Raw genomic sequence first — 15,992 nt, 5'->3', positions numbered from 1 at the left:
CCCCAAGGACAGGAGCCGGAGCAGAGATGGCCGTAGACGTCGCAGATCTCGTCGCCCGGGCGCGGGAGGGCAGGCCGCGGGCCGTCGCGCGCCTCATCTCCCTCGTGGAGGGGGCCTCGCCGCAGTTGCGGGAGGTCATGGCGGCCCTCGCGCCCCGCTGCGGGAACGCGTACGTCGTCGGGCTCACCGGCTCCCCGGGCGTCGGCAAGTCCACCTCGACGTCCGCGCTGGTCACCGCGTACCGCCAGCAGGGCAGGCGGGTGGGGATCCTCGCCGTGGACCCCTCGTCGCCGTTCTCCGGGGGCGCGCTGCTCGGTGACCGGGTGCGGATGGGTGAACACGCATCCGATCCGGGGGTCTACATCCGTTCGATGGCCACCCGCGGCCATCTGGGCGGTCTGGCGTGGGCCGCGCCCCAGGCGATCCGGGTGCTCGACGCCGCCGGCTGCGACGTGATCCTGGTCGAGACGGTCGGCGTCGGGCAGTCCGAGGTCGAGATCGCCGCGCAGGCCGACACCAGCGTGGTGCTGCTCGCGCCCGGCATGGGCGACGGCATCCAGGCCGCGAAGGCCGGGATCCTGGAGATCGGCGATGTCTACGTGGTCAACAAGGCCGACCGGGACGGCGCCGACGCGACCGTACGGGAGCTGAACCACATGCTGGGCCTGGGCGAGGCCCGTCAGCCCGGGGACTGGCGGCCGCCGGTCGTCAAGACCGTCGCGGCCCGCGGCGAGGGCGTCGACGAGGTCGTCGAGGCCCTGGAGAAGCACCGGGGCTGGATGGAGGAGCGCGGGGTCCTGGCCGAGCGCCGGGCCGCGCGCGCCGCGCGCGAGATCGAGACGATCGCCGTCACGGCGCTGCGCGAGCGGATGGGCGGGCTGCGGGGCGGCAAGCGCCTCGACGCGCTCGCCGAGCGAGTCGTCAACGGCTCCCTGGACCCGTACGCGGCGGCCGACGAGCTGGTCGCGGGCGTCACCGAGGGAGCCGTCGAGGGCGTCACCGGGGGCTGAACGCGCCCCTGCCCTGCCCCCGGGGGAGTGGGGCAGGGCAGCGGGGTCTCGCGTCAGGCGGTGGCGGCGTCAGTCGTCGTCGTGGTCGTCGCCGTCGTGGTCGTCACGGTCGTCCGCGTCGTTGCCGTGGTCGTCGTGGTCGTCGTGCTCCCAGCTCTGCTGGGCGACCTTGCCGGTCTTGGCGTCCACGGCGACCTCGTGCTCGACGCCCTTCTTGTCGACCGAGTCGATCTCCCAGTGGCCGCCCTCCAGGTCGATCGAGGTCACGGAGCCGTTCGTGGCGGAGCCCGCCTTCCGGGCGGCCTCGCCCGCGTCCACGGTCGCCGCACGGGCCTCGGTGGCGTCCTTGCCGTCGCGGTCGGTGCCCTGGCGCAGCACCTTGCCGTCGCCCGCGTCCAGCTCGACCTTGTGCCACGTGCCGTTCTTGCCGAGGACGTCGGCCTCCCAGGTCAGCCGGTTGTCGTCGGTGTCCAGCTCCAGCTCGGTCACCGTGCCGGGGACGGCCTTCAGGACCCGCTCGTGGGCCTCGTCGGCGGAGACGTCGGCGTTGCCGGCGCTCTCGTCCCGGTCGGCCTTGCCGGAGCCGTCGTCGTCGCGGCCGTCACGGTCGTCGCGGCCGTCGTGGTCGTCGGAGTCGAGGTCGTCGCGACCGTCGTGGTCGTCGTAGCGGTCGTCGTGGTCCCCGTGGTCGTCGTCCGAGAGGCGGACCTGCGACTGGGACTGGGGGAGGGGCTTGGTGTCGTTCCCGCTGCTGCCCGAGACCCCCACTGCCGTCGCCGTGCCTCCGCCGATCAGTGCCGCGGCCGCCACGGTGGCGATGATGACCTTGCGCTTCATGACTTCGTCTCCTTGGATCTGTCGCTCTCTGCCTTGCGATGACTCCACGGTGGCGCGCCGTTGCTGAACGTAAGCTGAAGCTACCTGAAGCCCTCTTCAGCCGCGATTTGGCAGGGTGTCCGTATGCGCTTGCTGATCGTGGAGGACGAGCGGCGACTGGCCCTGTCGCTCGCGAAGGGCCTGGAGGCCGAGGGCTTCGCCGTGGACGTCGTGCACGACGGCACCGAGGGGCTGCACCGCGCCTCCGAGGGCGAGTACGACCTGATCGTCCTCGACATCATGCTCCCGGGCATGAACGGCTACCGGGTGTGCGGGGCCCTGCGCGCCGCCGGGGACGAGACGCCGGTGCTGATGCTCACCGCGAAGGACGGGGAGTACGACGAGGCCGAGGGCCTGGACACCGGCGCCGACGACTATCTGACCAAGCCCTTCTCGTACGTCGTCCTGCTCGCCCGCGTACGGGCCCTGCTGCGCCGCCGCACGCGCGGCGCGAAGGCCGCGCTGCGCGTGGGTGAGCTGACCGTCGAGCCCGGCACCCAGCGGGTGGCCGTGGGGGAGCGGGAGGTCGAGCTGACGGCGAAGGAGTTCGCCGTGCTGGAGTACCTGGCGGTGCGCGGCGGCGAGGTCGTCTCCAAGTCCGAGATCCTGGAGCACGTCTGGGACTTCGCCTACGAGGGCGACGTGAACATCGTCGAGGTCTATGTCAGCGCCCTGCGCCGCAAGCTCGGCGCGGGCTGGATCACGACCGTGCGGGGCGCCGGCTACCGGCTGGTGGACGCGGACGGCCCCGGGGGCGGCTCCCGTGCGTAAGGGCTCCGTACGGACGCGCGCCGCCCTCGGCGCGACCCTTGTCGTCGCCCTCGCGCTGGTCGCGGCCGGGTTCCTGGTCGTGGCCGCGCTGCGCGGCGGGCTCGCGGACAACGCGCGGCTGAAGGCCGAGGCGACGGCGCGGGAGGCCGCCGCGCAGGTCGCGGACGTGACGGCGGACAAGGCCAAGGACGTGGAGGCGCTCGACGGGGACGACCCCGCGCAGATCGTGGACGGCCGCGGCCGGGTGCTGGGCGCCAGCGACCACCTGGAGGGGCGCGGCCCCGTGGCCGACTTCCACCGGCCCGACGAGAAGAAGAGCGGCGACAGCGACGGGGACGACGGGGACGACGACGCGGACTCCGACGACGACGAGCGCCCCGAGGCCGACAGCGAGCAGGATGACAGGACGCTCGGCTTCCCCGTGGACGACGACGGCGAGGTCACCTACGACAAGGACGACATCACCGGCCGCCAGGACTTCAGCGTCGTCGCCGTGCAGGCCGTCACCCGCGACGGCACGCCCGTCACCGTCTACGCGGGCGCCTCGCTGCACGACCAGGAGCAGGCCGTCTCCTCCGTGACCCGCTCGATGCTCCTCGGGCTGCCCGTGCTGCTCGTGGTCGTCGCCGGGGTCACCTGGCTGGTCACGCGGCGCGCGCTGCGGCCCGTGGAGGGCATCCGGCGCGAGATGAGCGCGATCACCGCCAGCGAGGACCTCTCGCGCCGCGTGCCCGAGCCGGACTCGCGCGACGAGATCGCCCGCCTCGCCCGGACGACCAACGAGACGCTGGCCGCGCTGGAGGGCTCCGTCGAGCGGCAGCGGCGCTTCGTCGCCGACGCCTCCCACGAGCTGCGCAGCCCCATCGCCTCGCTCCGCACCCAACTGGAGGTCGCCGCCGCGCACCCCGAACTCCTCGACGTCGACGGCGCGGTGGAGGACACCGTCCGCCTCCAGGACCTCGCCGCCGACCTGCTGCTCCTCGCCCGGCTCGACGCGGGCGAACGCCCCGCCGACGCCCGCATCCCGCTCGACGCGCTCGTACGGGAGCAGACCGCCCAGCGCGTCGGCGACACGCACCCGGTGCGCGTCCTCGACCCGCTCGCCGAGGGGGAAGTACGGGGCTCGCACGGCCAGTTGGCGCGCGTGCTCGGCAATCTGCTCGACAACGCGCAGCGGCACGCCGAGGGCGCGGTCTCGGTCGCGCTGCGGCGCGAGGGGGACCGGCTGGTGCTGGAGGTCGCCGACGACGGGGACGGCGTGCCGGAGGAGGAGCGCGAGCGGATCTTCGAGCGCTTCGTCCGGCTGGACGGCGCCCGCAGCCGCGACGACGGCGGTGCCGGGCTCGGCCTCGCCATCGCCCGTGACGTCGCCGGACGCCACGGCGGATCGCTCACCGTCGGCGCCTCGCCGGACCTCGGCGGCGCCCTCTTCGCCCTCCGCCTGCCCCTCGCGGACGACTGAGGGGCAGCCCCCGCCCGCTCCCCTCGCCCGAAGAGGGCCGGAGGGTCAGATACGGCCCCGCTCGCTCCGCAGCTTCTCGGTGACCGGCCGCAGCATGGCCTGGTAGTGGGTCAGGTCCGCGGGGGAGAGCTGGTCGATGAAGTGGCGCCGCACGGAGGTGACATGGTGCGGGGCGACCTCGCGCATCGTCTCCCAGCCCCGCTCGGTCAGCACGGCGAACAGGCCCCGCTTGTCCGACTCGCAGCTCTCGCGGCGCACGAGGCCCGCCTTCTCCATCCGCGTGATCTGGTGCGACAGACGGCTCTTGGACTGGAGCGTGGCGGTGGCGAGGTCGCTCATCCGCATCCGGAGGTCCTCCGACTCGGAGAGGTTCACCAGGATCTCGTAGTCGTTGAGCGTCAGGCCGAAGGGCTGGAGGTCCCGCTCCAACTGGTACATGAGCAGGCGGCTGACCTCCAGGTGTGTCCGCCAAGCGCGCTGCTCGTCCTCGGTGAGCCAGCGGGTGCCGTCATCGGTGTCCATACCGTGAGACTCTACCTAGGCTCGTACACGCGTGCTTACGCGGTGTGGTCTTCGAGTCACCGTACGAGTCAGGATCGCGTCAAGACGCGGGCCCGTGACCGTCAGAGCCCGAACCGGCGTTGCAGGCTGCCGAGCTGGCCAGGGAGCTGCGGTGTCTGCTGGCCCCCGCGCCCGCCCTGGCCGCCCTGCCCGCCGCCGGGTCCGCCGCCCGGCACTCCGGCCTGCTGCGGAACCCCGCCCGCGTCCCGCTCGGCCATGAGCGTCTCGGTCGACTGGATCAGTACGGTCCCCGCGCCGACGAACTCGAACTGGTGCTCCTCCCCGGAGGCGCCGCCGATCCCCGTCATCGCCCGGATCCCGCCGAGAACGCCCTTCATGTACCCGTGGTCGTAGTGGTGGCAGGGCGAGGGGCAGTCGGCCCAGCCCACCAGCGCTTGCGGGTCCACGCGCACCGGCGGCTCGACGAAGTGCACCGCGCCGTTGGACGCCGCGACGAACTTGCCGGTGCCGATCAGCGTGAGGAAGCCCGGGATGATCGACTGCTTCAGCGCGAGCGAGGGCTCGTACGCCAGCAGATTGCCGGAGCGGACGGTGAGGTTGCCGTTCTCCAGGTCGTAGGAGTTCACGTCGAAGGCGCGGTCGGCCAGCAGCAGCTTGCCGGTGCCCTCGGCGACGACCCAGTCGGCGGCGTGCAGCGGCGAGTGGAAGCTGGAGGCGATCAGCCGGTCGAGGCGGCCGTGCCCGATGCCCTGGAAGTCGATCTGCCCGTAGTAGGCGATCATCTTCCCCTTCTGCAGGAACCACTGGCCGTTCAGGTCCACGCTGAACGTGTACGGGTTGACGTTGTCGTTCGAGGGGAGCGACTGGACGTCGAAGATCATGGGTGCCCCGGTGCTCACAGTTTCTCCTGGTTCGCTTCTCCGCCCGTGCGGCTGCGTGCGGGTTTCGCGGTCGGCTGCGGCCCGGCAGCCGCGCGTGCGTCGCTCACAGTTTCTCCTCACTGGCCTGCACGAACACGGCCCCGTTCCCGGACAGTTCGAGCTGGAAGGCCTCTCCCGAGCCGCGGCCGACCATGTCCCGCCAGCCCAGCGCGGTGGACAGCTTGTTGCGGACGTCCCCGTAGTGCGCGACGTACGCCTGCGGGTCGACGTGGACCGGGCGGTCCGGGGTGATCGGGAGCTGGAGGATGCCGCCGTGCGCCATCACCGCCACCGCGCCCTTGCCCTTGAGCGTCGTCGTGAACAGGCCCTGGCCGCTGACCTGGCCCCGCACCATGCCCATCACGCCGCCGTCGGAGCCGAGGAAGAGGGTGCCCTGCTCCAGGCTGCCGTCGAAGGCGAGGAGGCGGTCGGCCTCGACGCAGAGCGTGTCCCCGTCCAGGTTCACGACCTCGACATGGTGGCCGCCGTGCCCGAACAGGACGGTTCCGCTGCCCTCGACGGTCATCAGCGGCGTCGCCTCGTTCGCCACCCGGCGTCCGATCATCGACATCAGGCCGCCCTGGCCGCCCTGCATGTTCGGCGTGAAGCTGACCTCGCCCGTGTACGCCACCATCGCGCCACGCTGGCTGAACATCCGCTGCCCCGGGATCACCTGGGCCTCGACCAGCTTCGCGTTGATCTCCCGGAACGGCATCAGACGTCACCTCCGACCGTGTTCCGCTCGCTCGGCTGCACGTAGACCAGCCCGTCGCCCTCGAAGCGGATCTGGAAGGCCTCGCCCGAGCCCTCGCCCATCAGCGTCCGGAAGTTCACCCCGGACTGGAAGCTCTGCTTCAGATTGCCCTGGTGCGCGATGTAGGCCCCCGGGTCCACCTGGAGCGGCATGCCCTGCGTCACGCGCAGCAGCACCGCGGGGCCGTCGGACATCAGGGCCGCCTGGCCCGTGCCCTCCACGGAGGTCGTGAACAGGCCGTTGCCCTGCGAGGCGCCGCGCAGCCCCGTGAACGTCGTGCCCGTGCGCAGCGAGGCGTCCGTGCACAGCAGATTGCTCGCCTCGACGTGCAGCTTCTCGCCGTTCAACTGGACGAGGCTGATGTCGCCGGCCCGGTCGGCGAAATAGCAGGTCCCCTGCCCCTTCACCTCCATGACCGTCATCTGCTCGCCCGTGAGCCGCCGGGTGACCATGCCGCGCATGCCCTCGCCGCCGCCGGACATCTTCTTGAACGCCATCTGGCCGTCGTACGCGACCATCGAGCCGTTCTTCGCCTTGACCGCGTCGCTGCCGCCGCCGAGCTGGACGGCGAGCACCTTGGTGCCTTCGAGTCGGAACTGAGCCACGGTGCGAACCTACCCTGAGCGCTGTGATCGACATCAGGGCTGCCACAATGTGCGGAGCTTGTGCACCCCTTCACAAACGATCCGAGGACACGCCGTGGCCATACTGGAAACTCCGAGCGGCCTGCCGCCGAAGGCGGTATCCGCCCTTCGCCGCCTCCGTCTGAGCTCTGTCCCCGAGGCGATCTCGTTCCTTCTGCTCCTGGTCTGCTCGGTGCTCAAGCGCACCACGGACTTCAACGCCGTGCCGGTGATGGGCGCCGTCCACGGCATCCTCTTCATCCTGTACGTGATCTTCTGGGCCGACGCCTGGAACCGCATCAAGTGGCCCTTCGGCCGCGCCGCGCTCTACTTCGTGCTGTCGGTCCTGCCCACCGGCGGATTCTTCGCGGACCGGATGCTGCGCAAGGAGGAGGACGCGGGCGTCATCGCGATGCGGGCCCGCAAGGAGCAGGACGGGACCGTGGCCGCCTCATGATCGTCGCCTTCTCCGTGACCCCGCTCGGCGTCGGCGAGGACGTGGGGGAGTACGTCGCCGACGCGGTGCGGGTCGTCCGCGAGTCCGGACTGCCGCACCGCACGGACGCGATGTTCACCTCCCTGGAGGGCGAGTGGGAGGAGTGCATGGACGTCGTACGGCGGGCCGTCGCCGCCGTCGAGGCCCGCGCGCCCCGCGTCTCCCTCGTCCTCAAGGCCGACATCCGCCCGGGCGTGACGGACGGACTGACGGCCAAGGTCGAAACGGTCGAACGTCACCTCTCCGAGGGCTGACCGGAGTCCGGGGCGTGGCCCGCGGTGTGAGACGCCTTTAGCGGGCAACTGACCGGCCGGTAGGGTCGGGCGCGTGCCGAAACCGCTCAGCCTGTCGTTCGACCCGATCGCCCGCGCCGACGACCACTGGAAGCAGCGATGGGGGTCCGTGCCGTCCATGGCCGCGATCACCTCCATCATGCGCGCCCAGCAGATCCTCCTCGCGGAGGTGGACGCGGTCGTCAAGCCGTACGAGCTGACCTTCGCGCGGTACGAGGCGCTGGTGCTGCTCACCTTCTCGAAGTCCGGCGAACTGCCGATGTCGAAGATCGGCGAGCGGCTGATGGTCCACCCGACGTCGGTCACGAACACGGTCGACCGGCTCCAGAAGTCCGGCCTCGTCGCCAAGCGCCCCAACCCCAACGACGGCCGCGGCACGCTCGCCTCGATCACCGGCAAGGGCCGCGAGGTCTGCGAGGCCGCGACCCGCGACCTCATGGCCATGGACTTCGGCCTCAGCGTCTACGACGCGGAAGAGCTGGGCGACATCTTCACCCTCCTCCGCCCCCTGCGGACGAGCGCGGGGGACTTTACAGATCCGGGTGACGAGGGGTAGGAGCGCGATCTACTGTTGTCGCGGGTCAGCACGTGATCCCCGCTAGTGCGGGAATTCTCCGATCATGCAGACACAGAGCATCAGGAGCATGACGTAGCCCCCGCCGACGCGGGGAATTTCCGGGCGGTTACGCTCGCTGTATGAGAAAGCCCGTGCTGACCCGCTACCGCGTGATGGCATACGTCACAGCCGTGATGCTGCTGGTCTTGTGTCTTTGCATGATCTTCAAGTACGGCTTCGACAAGGGCGAGGACCTCACGCTGGTCGTCTCCCAGATCCACGGCGTGCTCTTCATCATCTACCTGATCTTCGCCTTTGACCTGGGGCAGAAGGCCCGGTGGTCGTTCGGGAAGCTGTTGTGGGTGCTCGTCTCCGGGACGATTCCCACGGCGGCGTTCTTCGTGGAGCGGAAGGTCGTGAAGGAGATCCAGCCGCTGGTCGAGGGGGCTCCCGCCGAGGCCGCGAAGGCCTAGCGCCCGGGGTCGGACACGTCCGGCCCCGTTTGCCATCGACATTTACTTGGACGTCCTAGTAAATTCGGAGGCATGGATGCTGACGCGATCGCAGAGGGCCGCCGTCGCTGGCAGGAGCGGTACGACACCGCTCGCAAGCGCGACGCCGATTTCACCACGCTCAGCGGTGACCCCGTGGAGCCGGTGTACGGGCCGCGGCCGGGCGACACCGTGGAGGGTTTCGAGCGGATCGGCTGGCCCGGGGAGTTCCCGTACACGCGCGGGCTCTATCCGACGGGATACCGGGGCCGGACGTGGACGATCCGCCAGTTCGCCGGGTTCGGCAACGCCGAGCAGACGAACGAGCGGTACAAGATGATCCTCGAAGCGGGCGGTGGCGGCCTCTCCGTCGCGTTCGACATGCCGACGCTGATGGGCCGGGACTCCGACGACCCCCGCTCCCTCGGGGAGGTCGGCCACTGCGGGGTCGCGATCGACTCGGCGGCGGACATGGAGGTGCTGTTCAAGGACATCCCGCTGGGGGACGTCACGACCTCGATGACGATCTCCGGGCCCGCCGTCCCCGTCTTCTGCATGTATCTCGTCGCCGCCGAGCGCCAGGGCGTCGACCCGGGCGTGCTCAACGGGACGCTGCAGACGGACATCTTCAAGGAGTACATCGCGCAGAAGGAGTGGCTCTTCCAGCCCGAGCCGCACCTGCGCCTCATCGGCGACCTGATGGAGCACTGCGCCGCCGGCATTCCCGCGTACAAGCCGCTGTCCGTGTCCGGGTACCACATCCGGGAGGCGGGCGCGACGGCCGCGCAGGAGCTGGCGTACACCCTCGCGGACGGCTTCGGGTACGTCGAGCTGGGGCTCTCCCGCGGGCTGGATGTGAACACGTTCGCTCCCGGGCTCTCCTTCTTCTTCGACGCGCACCTCGACTTCTTCGAGGAGATCGCCAAGTTCCGCGCCGCGCGCCGCATCTGGGCCCGCTGGATGCGCGATGTGTACGGGGCGACGAGCGAGAAGGCGCAGTGGCTGCGGTTCCACACGCAGACGGCGGGCGTCTCGCTGACCGCCCAGCAGCCGTACAACAACGTCGTACGGACGGCCGTCGAGGCCCTCTCCGCGGTGCTCGGCGGCACGAACTCCCTGCACACGAACGCGCTCGACGAGACCCTCGCCCTCCCCAGCGAGCAGGCGGCGGAGATCGCGCTGCGCACGCAGCAGGTGCTGATGGAGGAGACGGGCGTCACCAACGTCGCGGACCCGCTGGGCGGCTCCTGGTACGTCGAGGCCCTCACCGACCGTATCGAGGCCGACGCGGAGAAGATCTTCGAGCAGATCAAGGAGCGGGGCCGCAGGGCGGTCCCCGACGGCCAGCTCCCCCAAGTTCTCGGCTCCGCTCGAACAGGGGGGACCCCCATCATCGGTCCCATCACCTCCGGCATCCTGCGCGGCATCGAGGACGGCTGGTTCACGGGCGAGATCGCGGAGTCCGCGTTCCGCTACCAGCGGGCGCTGGAGAAGGACGAGAAGAAGGTCGTCGGCGTCAACGTGCACCACGGCTCGGTCACCGGCGACCTGGAGATCCTGCGCGTGAGCCACGAGGTCGAGCGCGAGCAGGTGCGCGTGCTGGGCGACCGGAAGAGCGGGCGCGACGAGGCGCTCGTGCGGCGCACGCTGGACGCGCTGGTCGCCTCCGCGCGCGGCTCCGGCAACATGATCGCCCCGATGCTCGACGCCGTACGCGCGGAGGCGACGCTCGGCGAGATCTGCGGCGTCCTGCGCGACGAGTGGGGCGTCTACACCGAGCCGCCCGTGTTCTGACGCGCAGGCGGCAGGACGTCCGGCAGTACGCCCGGCAGGATGTCCGGACCCGTGGGGTCCGTGAGCCTGCGCAGGAAGGTGAGGATCCCCGTCACGCCCATGCCCCAGGACAGCGGCGCGTCCTGGCGGTCGAGGGCGACGAAGACGGGGGCCTCGTCGGGCCCGGGCTGCGCACCAGCAGGTGCCGGGCCACGTCGAGCGCGGCCTCCCACAGCCGGGCGTCGCCCTCGGCGTGGCCGATCTCCAGCAGGGCCGTGCCCACGCCGACCGCGCCGCAGCACTGCGAGAGGTTCTCCATGCGCGGCACCCACGCGGCGCAGGCGAACGCGGCGGCGCGGGCCGCCGTGATCAGCTCCGGCTCGTCGAAGTGGCGCCCGGCGCGGTGCAGGGCCCGGCTCGCGCCCGCCAGCCCCTGGCACCAGGAGGCGCTGATAGGCACGGCGGAGGCGCCTTCGGACGCGGCCGTGAGCTTGGCGGCGCGCCCGGCGAGGGCCTTCGCGTGGCGCAGCGTGGCCGCCGCGACCCGTTCGTCGCCGGTGCGGGCGGCGAGCGCGAGGAGGAAGTCCACGATCCCGGCGGCCCCGTGCGCGTACCCGAACGTGGGATCGACGCCCGCGGCCTCGGGGAGCCCGCTGTCGGTGGCGACGGTCATCCGCAGCTCGCCGACGGTGTCGAGGAACGGCTCGGCGCAGGCCCGCGCGGCGTCCAGGTGCGCGGCGGAGCCCGTACGGTCGTCGCCCCTGGCGCCCGCGAGGTCGGCGAGGTAGAGGTGGCCGAGGCCGATCCCGGCGGTGCCGCTCAGGATGTCGTCGCCCGGCTCGGGGTCGGCGGCCTCGCGGGGCGGCGGCGCCTCGTACCCGGCCTCCCTGAGCAGCGCGCAGAAGAGGCGGATGCCCGTGGCGCCCGTGTAGAGCCCGGGGGCCAGCTCGATGCGGCGGGAGGCGGCGACGGCGTGCGCGGCCAGCCGGGGGAGCAGCGCGGGGACGCCGGGCCGGTGCCGGTGGTGCAGCAGCTCCAGGCCGACGCCCGCGCTGCCCGTGTAGACGCTCGCGTCGACGGCGCCGATGGCGGCTGCGGGGGTCGCGAGCTGGTGCTCCTCGACGGCGCCGAGGAGCGTCTCCAGCGCCCGTCCGGCCAGCTCGGCGGGGCGTACGCCCGTCACGTCTCCGGGGCCCTCGCCGGGCAGCGGCACCCGTACGGGAAGCGAGGGGCTCGACGGCGCCGCGGGGAAGTGGTCGCCGTCCGCGAGGGCGCGCAGCGCGGGCCGTGCCGTGCCGGGCTCGTCGGAGAGCAGGTCGGCGATCAGGGCGGTGAACGCGGCCTGGCGGTCCCCGTGGAGCGCGGTGAGGGCCTGGAGCATCCGGTCGCGGGCGAGGCCGGGGACGGTGACGCCCAGGGGCGGGAGCATGCCGGTGGCGGCGTAGAAGAGCGTCGTGCCGAGCGCGAAGCAGTCGTCCTCGGGGCGCGGGGGCTCGTCGCGCATCTGGCGGGCGGGCGCGAACCCGGCGGTGCCGCCGGGCAGATGGAGGCCGTCCAGGGCGGCGATGCCGAAGTCGACGAGGACGGCGCGCTCCTCGCCCAGCACGAGGTTGCGGGGGGTGACGTCGCGCATGACGACGCCCTTGCGGTGGAGCGCGCGGAGCGTGCGGGCGACGTCCGTCATCAGCGCGAGGAATTCCGGCGGCGGTGTTCCCGGCGGGGTGTGGCGGGGCGGCATGAAGCTGCCGTGGAGCCGTACGTGGACGAGGAGATTGCGGCTTCCGGCGTCATCGGTGACGAGGAACTCGTCGTCGCCGTGCGCGAAATGGTCGAGGAATTCCGGAATTCCCTCGGTGCCGCGCGCGGCCTCCAGCACGCGGCGTTCGTTCCGGATACGCGTCCGTGAATCGTTGCCCTCCGCGGCCTCGCCGACGAAGGCGCGGGCCTGCTTGACGACGACGTTCCTTCCGGTTCCGGTGTCCACGGCGCGGAAGACATTGCCGTGCGCGGCCTGGTAGATGCCGCGGGTGACGCGGTAGCGCTCGCCGAGGACCTCGGGCGCGGGGTCCTCCTCGCCCTCGCCGGTGAACGGGTCGGCGGCCCAGGAGGGGCGGCGGTACTCCATCGTGGCGGCGCCCTCGAAGAGTTCGCCGTCCGGTCCGGCGACGCCCAGCGCGAGGGAGCCGCGCGGGCCCGCGTACCAGCGGGCGGCGAAGGGGCCGTAGCGGTAGTGGACCGGCGCGTCGGGGGCGACCCGGCGGTCGCTGAGGACCGGCGGGCCCTCGTGCCCGCGCAGCAGCGCGGCGAGGGAGAGCCCGAGCGCGCGCACCCGGCCGGCGTCCGGGTAGACGGTCACGGCCTTGCCGACGGCGGCGGGCTGGTCCTGGCCCTGGTTGAGGCGGGCGAGGACGGAGGCCGAGCGTGCCACCTTGAAGTGGACGCGCTCGGCGAGGAGCACGGGCACGACCGTCTCCAGCAGCCGTGGGAAGGTCGCGGCCCGCGTGGAGACGTGCAGCTTCCAGCCGTGCTCGGCGAGCGGGACGCCCTCGGGCGCGACCGTCACCCAGGTCGCGTCGGTGTGCAGGGAATGGCCGGTGCCCGGCGGGCTGTCGCGCGGTGCGTCCACCGCGCCGCGAAGGTAGCTCTCCGCATCCCAGTCCGTCCGGCTCGTCGCGCCTCTCCCGGCCATTCCCCTCCGTTCCCGTGCTTTACGGATTCACGATTCCGACGCGCTTACGCGAACGAGGTGTTCCCCGTCGCGAGGCAGTTGTCGGTCCCGCCGCTGCAGACGCAACTGATCGGACAACGGTCGGCCGCCGTGGCGGCCTGCTCGAAGGAATCGAATTCGACGACGGGCTCACGCGTGAGTGCTCCACCTACCTGGCGCGGGGCCAGCTCGGACAGCGTCTCCATGGCAACTCCCTTGTGCCTCGGGTGCGTTGAGTGTCCGGACCGCACGAAGCTAGCAGCGCGCGAATGCGCCGGAAAAGGGAGTGTGCCCCGCAAGAGGTCCTGAATCTAGAATTCCGGATCTGCGAAGCGGACCCGGAAGACGGTTCCGCCGCCCTCCGCCCGTTCCGCCGCGAGGTCCGCGCCGTGCGCGCGGGCGATCTGCCGGGCCATGGCGAGGCCGAGACCGGAGCCGGGGAGGGCGCGCGCCGACTCGGCGCGGTAGAAGCGGTCGAAGACATGGGGGAGGTCCTCGGGCGCGATGCCGGGCCCGTGGTCGCGCACGGCCACCTCGGGGCCGGGCGCGAGGGTGACCTCCACCGCGGCGCCGGGCGGGGAGAACTTCGCCGCGTTGTCCAGCAGATTGGACAGCAGCCGGGAGAGCCGCGAGGGCACTCCGGGCACCAGCGCCTCCCCGGCACCGGGCGCGACGGTCAGCCGGAACTCCGTGCCGGGCCAGTGCTCGCGGGCCGTGCCGACCGCGTGCGCGGTCAGCTCCGCCAGCCGCACCTGCTCGACGAGCGGCTGCGGCTCCTCGTCCCGGGCCAGCTCGATGAGGTCGTTGACGAGGGCCGTCACCTCGCGGAGCTGGCGGCCCAGCGCGCCCGCGGCGCGCTCGCGCTGGGCGGGGCTCAGCCGCTCGGCGCGGGAGAGGAGTTCGGTGTTGGTGCGCAGCGCGGTGAGCGGGGTGCGCAGCTCGTGGGAGGCGTCGGCGACGAGGCGGCGCTGGGCGGCCACCGACTGCTCCAGGGCCTCCAGCATCGTGTTGAAGCTCCGGGCGAGGCGCGTGATCTCGTCCTCCCGCGCGGGCCCGGAGCCGGACCCGGACCCGGACCTGGGCCCGCGCCCGGGCAGTTCGACGCGCCGCCCCGGGTCCCGCGTCGCGGTGACCCGCTCGGCCGCCGCGGTCAGCCGCGCGACGGGCGCGAGGCCGGTGCGCGAGACCCAGTAGCCGAGCACGGCCGCGAGCAGGACGCCCGCGCCGCCCACCCCGCCGAGCAGCAGCGCGGCCTGCCGTACGCCGTCCCGTACGGTGTCCGAGCGCAGCGCGACCTGGAGTGCGAGGCCCTCGCGGAGCGGGGTGGTGAGCATCCGCACCGGGTGGCCGTCGACGGTGACCTCGCTGTAGTACGCGGCGCGTTCGCCCGCGGCGACCTCGCGGACGGCGGGCGTGACGGGCAGCCGGTACGGCGTGGGCGGGCGCCTCGACGCGTCGGCCGGGACGGTCTGGGCGCAGGCGGGCGCGGCGAGGAAGCGGCAGGAGTCGGCCAGGACCTGCGGCCGGTCGCCGTCGTCGCGGCTCTGCTGCTTGGCGAGCGTGGCGGACTGGGTGAGGTTGAGTTCGAGCTGGTGGACGAGGGCGTAGCGGATCACGACGTACGCGCCCGCGCAGACCCCGACCGCGACGAGCGCGACCGCCGCCGTGGCGGCGAGGGCGAGGCGGGTGCGCAGCGGGCGGTACCGCTTCCAGCGGCGCACGCCGCGCACGCCGCCGCGTGACCGGTCGCCGCGTACGGCTCCGCGTGACCGCTCGCCGCGCACGCTTCCGCGCCGGGGGCTCATACGGGGTCCAGCCGGTAGCCGACGCCGTGCGCGGTGTGGACGAGGCGGGGCTCGCCGCCGGCCTCCAGCTTGCGGCGCAGATAGCCGACGTAGACGGCGAGGGAGTTCGAGTCGGGCCCGAAGTCCCGTCCCCAGACCTCCTCCAGCAGCACCTCGCGCGGCACGGTCTGGCCGGGGTGCCGCATCAGCAGTTCCAGCAGCGCGCACTCGGTCCTGCTGAACTCCAGCCTCCTGCCGCCCCGCAGCCCCGTGCGGGTCGCGGGGTCCAGCTCCAGGTCGCCCAGGACCAGGGTGTCCCCGTCGGCGGGGGCCGGGCCCGTGCGGCGCAGCAGGGCCCGCAGCCGCGCGGTCAGCTCGTCCAGCGCGAAGGGCTTGACGAGATAGTCGTCGGCGCCCGCGTCCAGCCCGTCCACGCGCTCGCTCACCGCGTCGAGCGCGGTGAGGACGAGGATGGGCGTACGGTCGCCGAGGGCGCGCAGCCTGCGGCAGACGGCGAGGCCGTCGAGGACCGGCATCCGCACGTCGAGGACGAGCGCGTCGGGCTCCCAGCGCGCGACGAGGGTCAGCGCGGACTGGCCGTCGGCGGCCGCGCGCACCGCGTAGCCCTCGACGGCGAGCCCGTCCGCGACCGCGGCCCGTACCTCGGGGTCGTCGTCCACCACCAGCACTTTCGTCGGCATGCGACAAAGACTGCCAAAGCGTGTTCTCACAACCCTCTTAGAAACCGCTGGCCGCGGGAGCCTTTTGTTGGTCCGGGAGTGTGGGGGCAGGGCAGATCAGGGCTGGGCGGAGGCGGGAGGGCCGGTGATGTCCGGCGGCACGGCGGGCGCGGAGGTCGAGCGGCGGTTCGTCGAGCAGCGCGGCCTGCCGTACGCCGTGGCCTACCGGGTGCTGGGCAGCGTCACCGGGGCCGAGGACACGGTGCAGGACGCC

At 72.6% G+C, this 15,992-nt stretch carries 17 protein-coding genes; 8 read left to right on the top strand and 9 right to left on the bottom strand.

Annotation, left to right across the window (positions count from 1 at the left end; translation table 11 throughout):
• Positions 1-26: 26 nt before the first annotated feature.
• Positions 27-1,010, top strand: a complete 984-nt coding sequence (gene meaB / locus ABD343_RS11065) for a methylmalonyl Co-A mutase-associated GTPase MeaB (RefSeq protein ID WP_344526718.1) — start codon at positions 27-29, stop codon at positions 1,008-1,010.
• Between the two features lie 69 nt (positions 1,011-1,079).
• Here the strand turns inward: meaB and ABD343_RS11060 are convergent, their stop codons facing one another.
• The gene (locus tag ABD343_RS11060) at positions 1,080-1,847 is read right to left on the bottom strand and encodes a PepSY domain-containing protein (protein WP_344526716.1); all 768 of its coding nucleotides are present in this window, start codon (positions 1,845-1,847) and stop codon (positions 1,080-1,082) included.
• Between the two features lie 123 nt (positions 1,848-1,970).
• Between ABD343_RS11060 and ABD343_RS11055 the strand changes: the two genes are divergently transcribed.
• On the top strand, positions 1,971-2,657 hold the full coding sequence (locus tag ABD343_RS11055) for a response regulator transcription factor (protein ID WP_344526714.1): 687 nt from the start codon (positions 1,971-1,973) through the stop codon (positions 2,655-2,657).
• Positions 2,650-4,119: a sensor histidine kinase gene (locus ABD343_RS11050; RefSeq protein ID WP_344526712.1), complete on the top strand. Its 1,470-nt coding sequence runs from the start codon at positions 2,650-2,652 to the stop codon at positions 4,117-4,119. The genes ABD343_RS11055 and ABD343_RS11050 overlap by 8 nt, the downstream gene beginning before the upstream one ends.
• Positions 4,120-4,164: 45 nt before the next feature.
• On the opposite strand, the gene ABD343_RS11045 is transcribed toward ABD343_RS11050, so the two are convergent.
• The 4 genes from ABD343_RS11045 to ABD343_RS11030 all read right to left on the bottom strand — a co-directional run bounded on the left by ABD343_RS11045 (position 4,165) and on the right by ABD343_RS11030 (position 6,920).
• A complete protein-coding gene (locus ABD343_RS11045) occupies positions 4,165-4,641 on the bottom strand; it encodes a MarR family winged helix-turn-helix transcriptional regulator (RefSeq protein WP_344526710.1) in 477 nt (158 codons plus the stop codon).
• 101 nt (positions 4,642-4,742) lie between these two features.
• Positions 4,743-5,522: an AIM24 family protein gene (locus ABD343_RS11040; protein ID WP_344528496.1), complete on the bottom strand. Its 780-nt coding sequence runs from the start codon at positions 5,520-5,522 to the stop codon at positions 4,743-4,745.
• A gap of 103 nt (positions 5,523-5,625) precedes the next feature.
• Positions 5,626-6,276: an AIM24 family protein gene (locus ABD343_RS11035; protein ID WP_344526708.1), complete on the bottom strand. Its 651-nt coding sequence runs from the start codon at positions 6,274-6,276 to the stop codon at positions 5,626-5,628.
• Positions 6,276-6,920 (bottom strand): AIM24 family protein, encoded by a 645-nt coding sequence (locus ABD343_RS11030; protein ID WP_344526707.1) that lies wholly within the window; start codon positions 6,918-6,920, stop codon positions 6,276-6,278. Before ABD343_RS11030 ends, ABD343_RS11035 begins: the two co-directional genes overlap by 1 nt.
• 94 nt (positions 6,921-7,014) lie before the next feature.
• Here ABD343_RS11030 and ABD343_RS11025 point away from each other — a divergent pair, with 94 nt between their 5' ends.
• From ABD343_RS11025 to icmA, 5 genes are all read left to right on the top strand, one after another.
• Complete coding sequence (locus tag ABD343_RS11025; protein ID WP_344526705.1) at positions 7,015-7,395, top strand: DUF3817 domain-containing protein; 381 nt, start codon at positions 7,015-7,017, stop codon at positions 7,393-7,395.
• Entirely contained in the window at positions 7,392-7,688 is a 297-nt protein-coding gene (locus ABD343_RS11020) for an MTH1187 family thiamine-binding protein (protein ID WP_344526703.1), read from the top strand. Before ABD343_RS11025 ends, ABD343_RS11020 begins: the two co-directional genes overlap by 4 nt.
• 73 nt (positions 7,689-7,761) lie before the next feature.
• On the top strand, positions 7,762-8,283 hold the full coding sequence (locus tag ABD343_RS11015) for a MarR family winged helix-turn-helix transcriptional regulator (protein WP_344526701.1): 522 nt from the start codon (positions 7,762-7,764) through the stop codon (positions 8,281-8,283).
• Positions 8,284-8,423: 140 nt separating this feature from the next.
• On the top strand, positions 8,424-8,756 hold the full coding sequence (locus ABD343_RS11010) for a DUF3817 domain-containing protein (RefSeq protein WP_344526699.1): 333 nt from the start codon (positions 8,424-8,426) through the stop codon (positions 8,754-8,756).
• Between the two features lie 72 nt (positions 8,757-8,828).
• Positions 8,829-10,568, top strand: a complete 1,740-nt coding sequence (gene icmA, locus ABD343_RS11005) for a coenzyme B12-dependent isobutyryl-CoA mutase large subunit (RefSeq protein WP_344526697.1) — start codon at positions 8,829-8,831, stop codon at positions 10,566-10,568.
• Positions 10,569-10,659: 91 nt separating this feature from the next.
• Here the strand turns inward: icmA and ABD343_RS11000 are convergent, their stop codons facing one another.
• The 4 genes from ABD343_RS11000 to ABD343_RS10985 form a co-directional block, all read right to left on the bottom strand.
• Positions 10,660-13,173, bottom strand: coding sequence for a class III lanthionine synthetase LanKC N-terminal domain-containing protein (locus tag ABD343_RS11000; protein ID WP_344526696.1), 2,514 nt, complete (start codon positions 13,171-13,173; stop codon positions 10,660-10,662).
• Positions 13,174-13,280: 107 nt separating this feature from the next.
• Positions 13,281-13,460, bottom strand: coding sequence for a hypothetical protein (locus ABD343_RS10995; protein WP_344526694.1), 180 nt, complete (start codon positions 13,458-13,460; stop codon positions 13,281-13,283).
• Between the two features lie 105 nt (positions 13,461-13,565).
• On the bottom strand, positions 13,566-15,059 hold the full coding sequence (locus tag ABD343_RS10990) for a sensor histidine kinase (RefSeq protein ID WP_344526692.1): 1,494 nt from the start codon (positions 15,057-15,059) through the stop codon (positions 13,566-13,568).
• Positions 15,056-15,739, bottom strand: coding sequence for a response regulator transcription factor (locus tag ABD343_RS10985; protein ID WP_344526690.1), 684 nt, complete (start codon positions 15,737-15,739; stop codon positions 15,056-15,058). Before ABD343_RS10985 ends, ABD343_RS10990 begins: the two co-directional genes overlap by 4 nt.
• Positions 15,740-15,992: the final 253 nt, after the last annotated feature.

The organism is Streptomyces albiaxialis (assembly GCF_039530985.1).
Lineage (GTDB): Bacteria > Actinomycetota > Actinomycetes > Streptomycetales > Streptomycetaceae > Streptomyces > Streptomyces albiaxialis.
This window is presented reverse-complemented; position numbering and strand designations above follow the sequence as displayed.

What these genes read in the sequence shown, in the direction of transcription:
- meaB (WP_344526718.1), top strand. Translation starts at nt 27, where the DNA reads ATGGCCGTAGACGTCGCAGATCTCGTCGCCCGGGCGCGGGAGGGCAGG.
- ABD343_RS11060 (WP_344526716.1), bottom strand. Translation starts at nt 1,847, where the DNA reads ATGAAGCGCAAGGTCATCATCGCCACCGTGGCGGCCGCGGCACTGATC.
- ABD343_RS11055 (WP_344526714.1), top strand. Translation starts at nt 1,971, where the DNA reads ATGCGCTTGCTGATCGTGGAGGACGAGCGGCGACTGGCCCTGTCGCTC.
- ABD343_RS11045 (WP_344526710.1), bottom strand. Translation starts at nt 4,641, where the DNA reads ATGGACACCGATGACGGCACCCGCTGGCTCACCGAGGACGAGCAGCGC.
- ABD343_RS11040 (WP_344528496.1), bottom strand. Translation starts at nt 5,522, where the DNA reads ATGATCTTCGACGTCCAGTCGCTCCCCTCGAACGACAACGTCAACCCG.
- ABD343_RS11035 (WP_344526708.1), bottom strand. Translation starts at nt 6,276, where the DNA reads ATGCCGTTCCGGGAGATCAACGCGAAGCTGGTCGAGGCCCAGGTGATC.
- ABD343_RS11020 (WP_344526703.1), top strand. Translation starts at nt 7,392, where the DNA reads ATGATCGTCGCCTTCTCCGTGACCCCGCTCGGCGTCGGCGAGGACGTG.
- ABD343_RS11010 (WP_344526699.1), top strand. Translation starts at nt 8,424, where the DNA reads ATGAGAAAGCCCGTGCTGACCCGCTACCGCGTGATGGCATACGTCACA.
- icmA (WP_344526697.1), top strand. Translation starts at nt 8,829, where the DNA reads ATGGATGCTGACGCGATCGCAGAGGGCCGCCGTCGCTGGCAGGAGCGG.
- ABD343_RS10995 (WP_344526694.1), bottom strand. Translation starts at nt 13,460, where the DNA reads ATGGAGACGCTGTCCGAGCTGGCCCCGCGCCAGGTAGGTGGAGCACTC.
- ABD343_RS10990 (WP_344526692.1), bottom strand. Translation starts at nt 15,059, where the DNA reads ATGAGCCCCCGGCGCGGAAGCGTGCGCGGCGAGCGGTCACGCGGAGCC.
- ABD343_RS10985 (WP_344526690.1), bottom strand. Translation starts at nt 15,739, where the DNA reads ATGCCGACGAAAGTGCTGGTGGTGGACGACGACCCCGAGGTACGGGCC.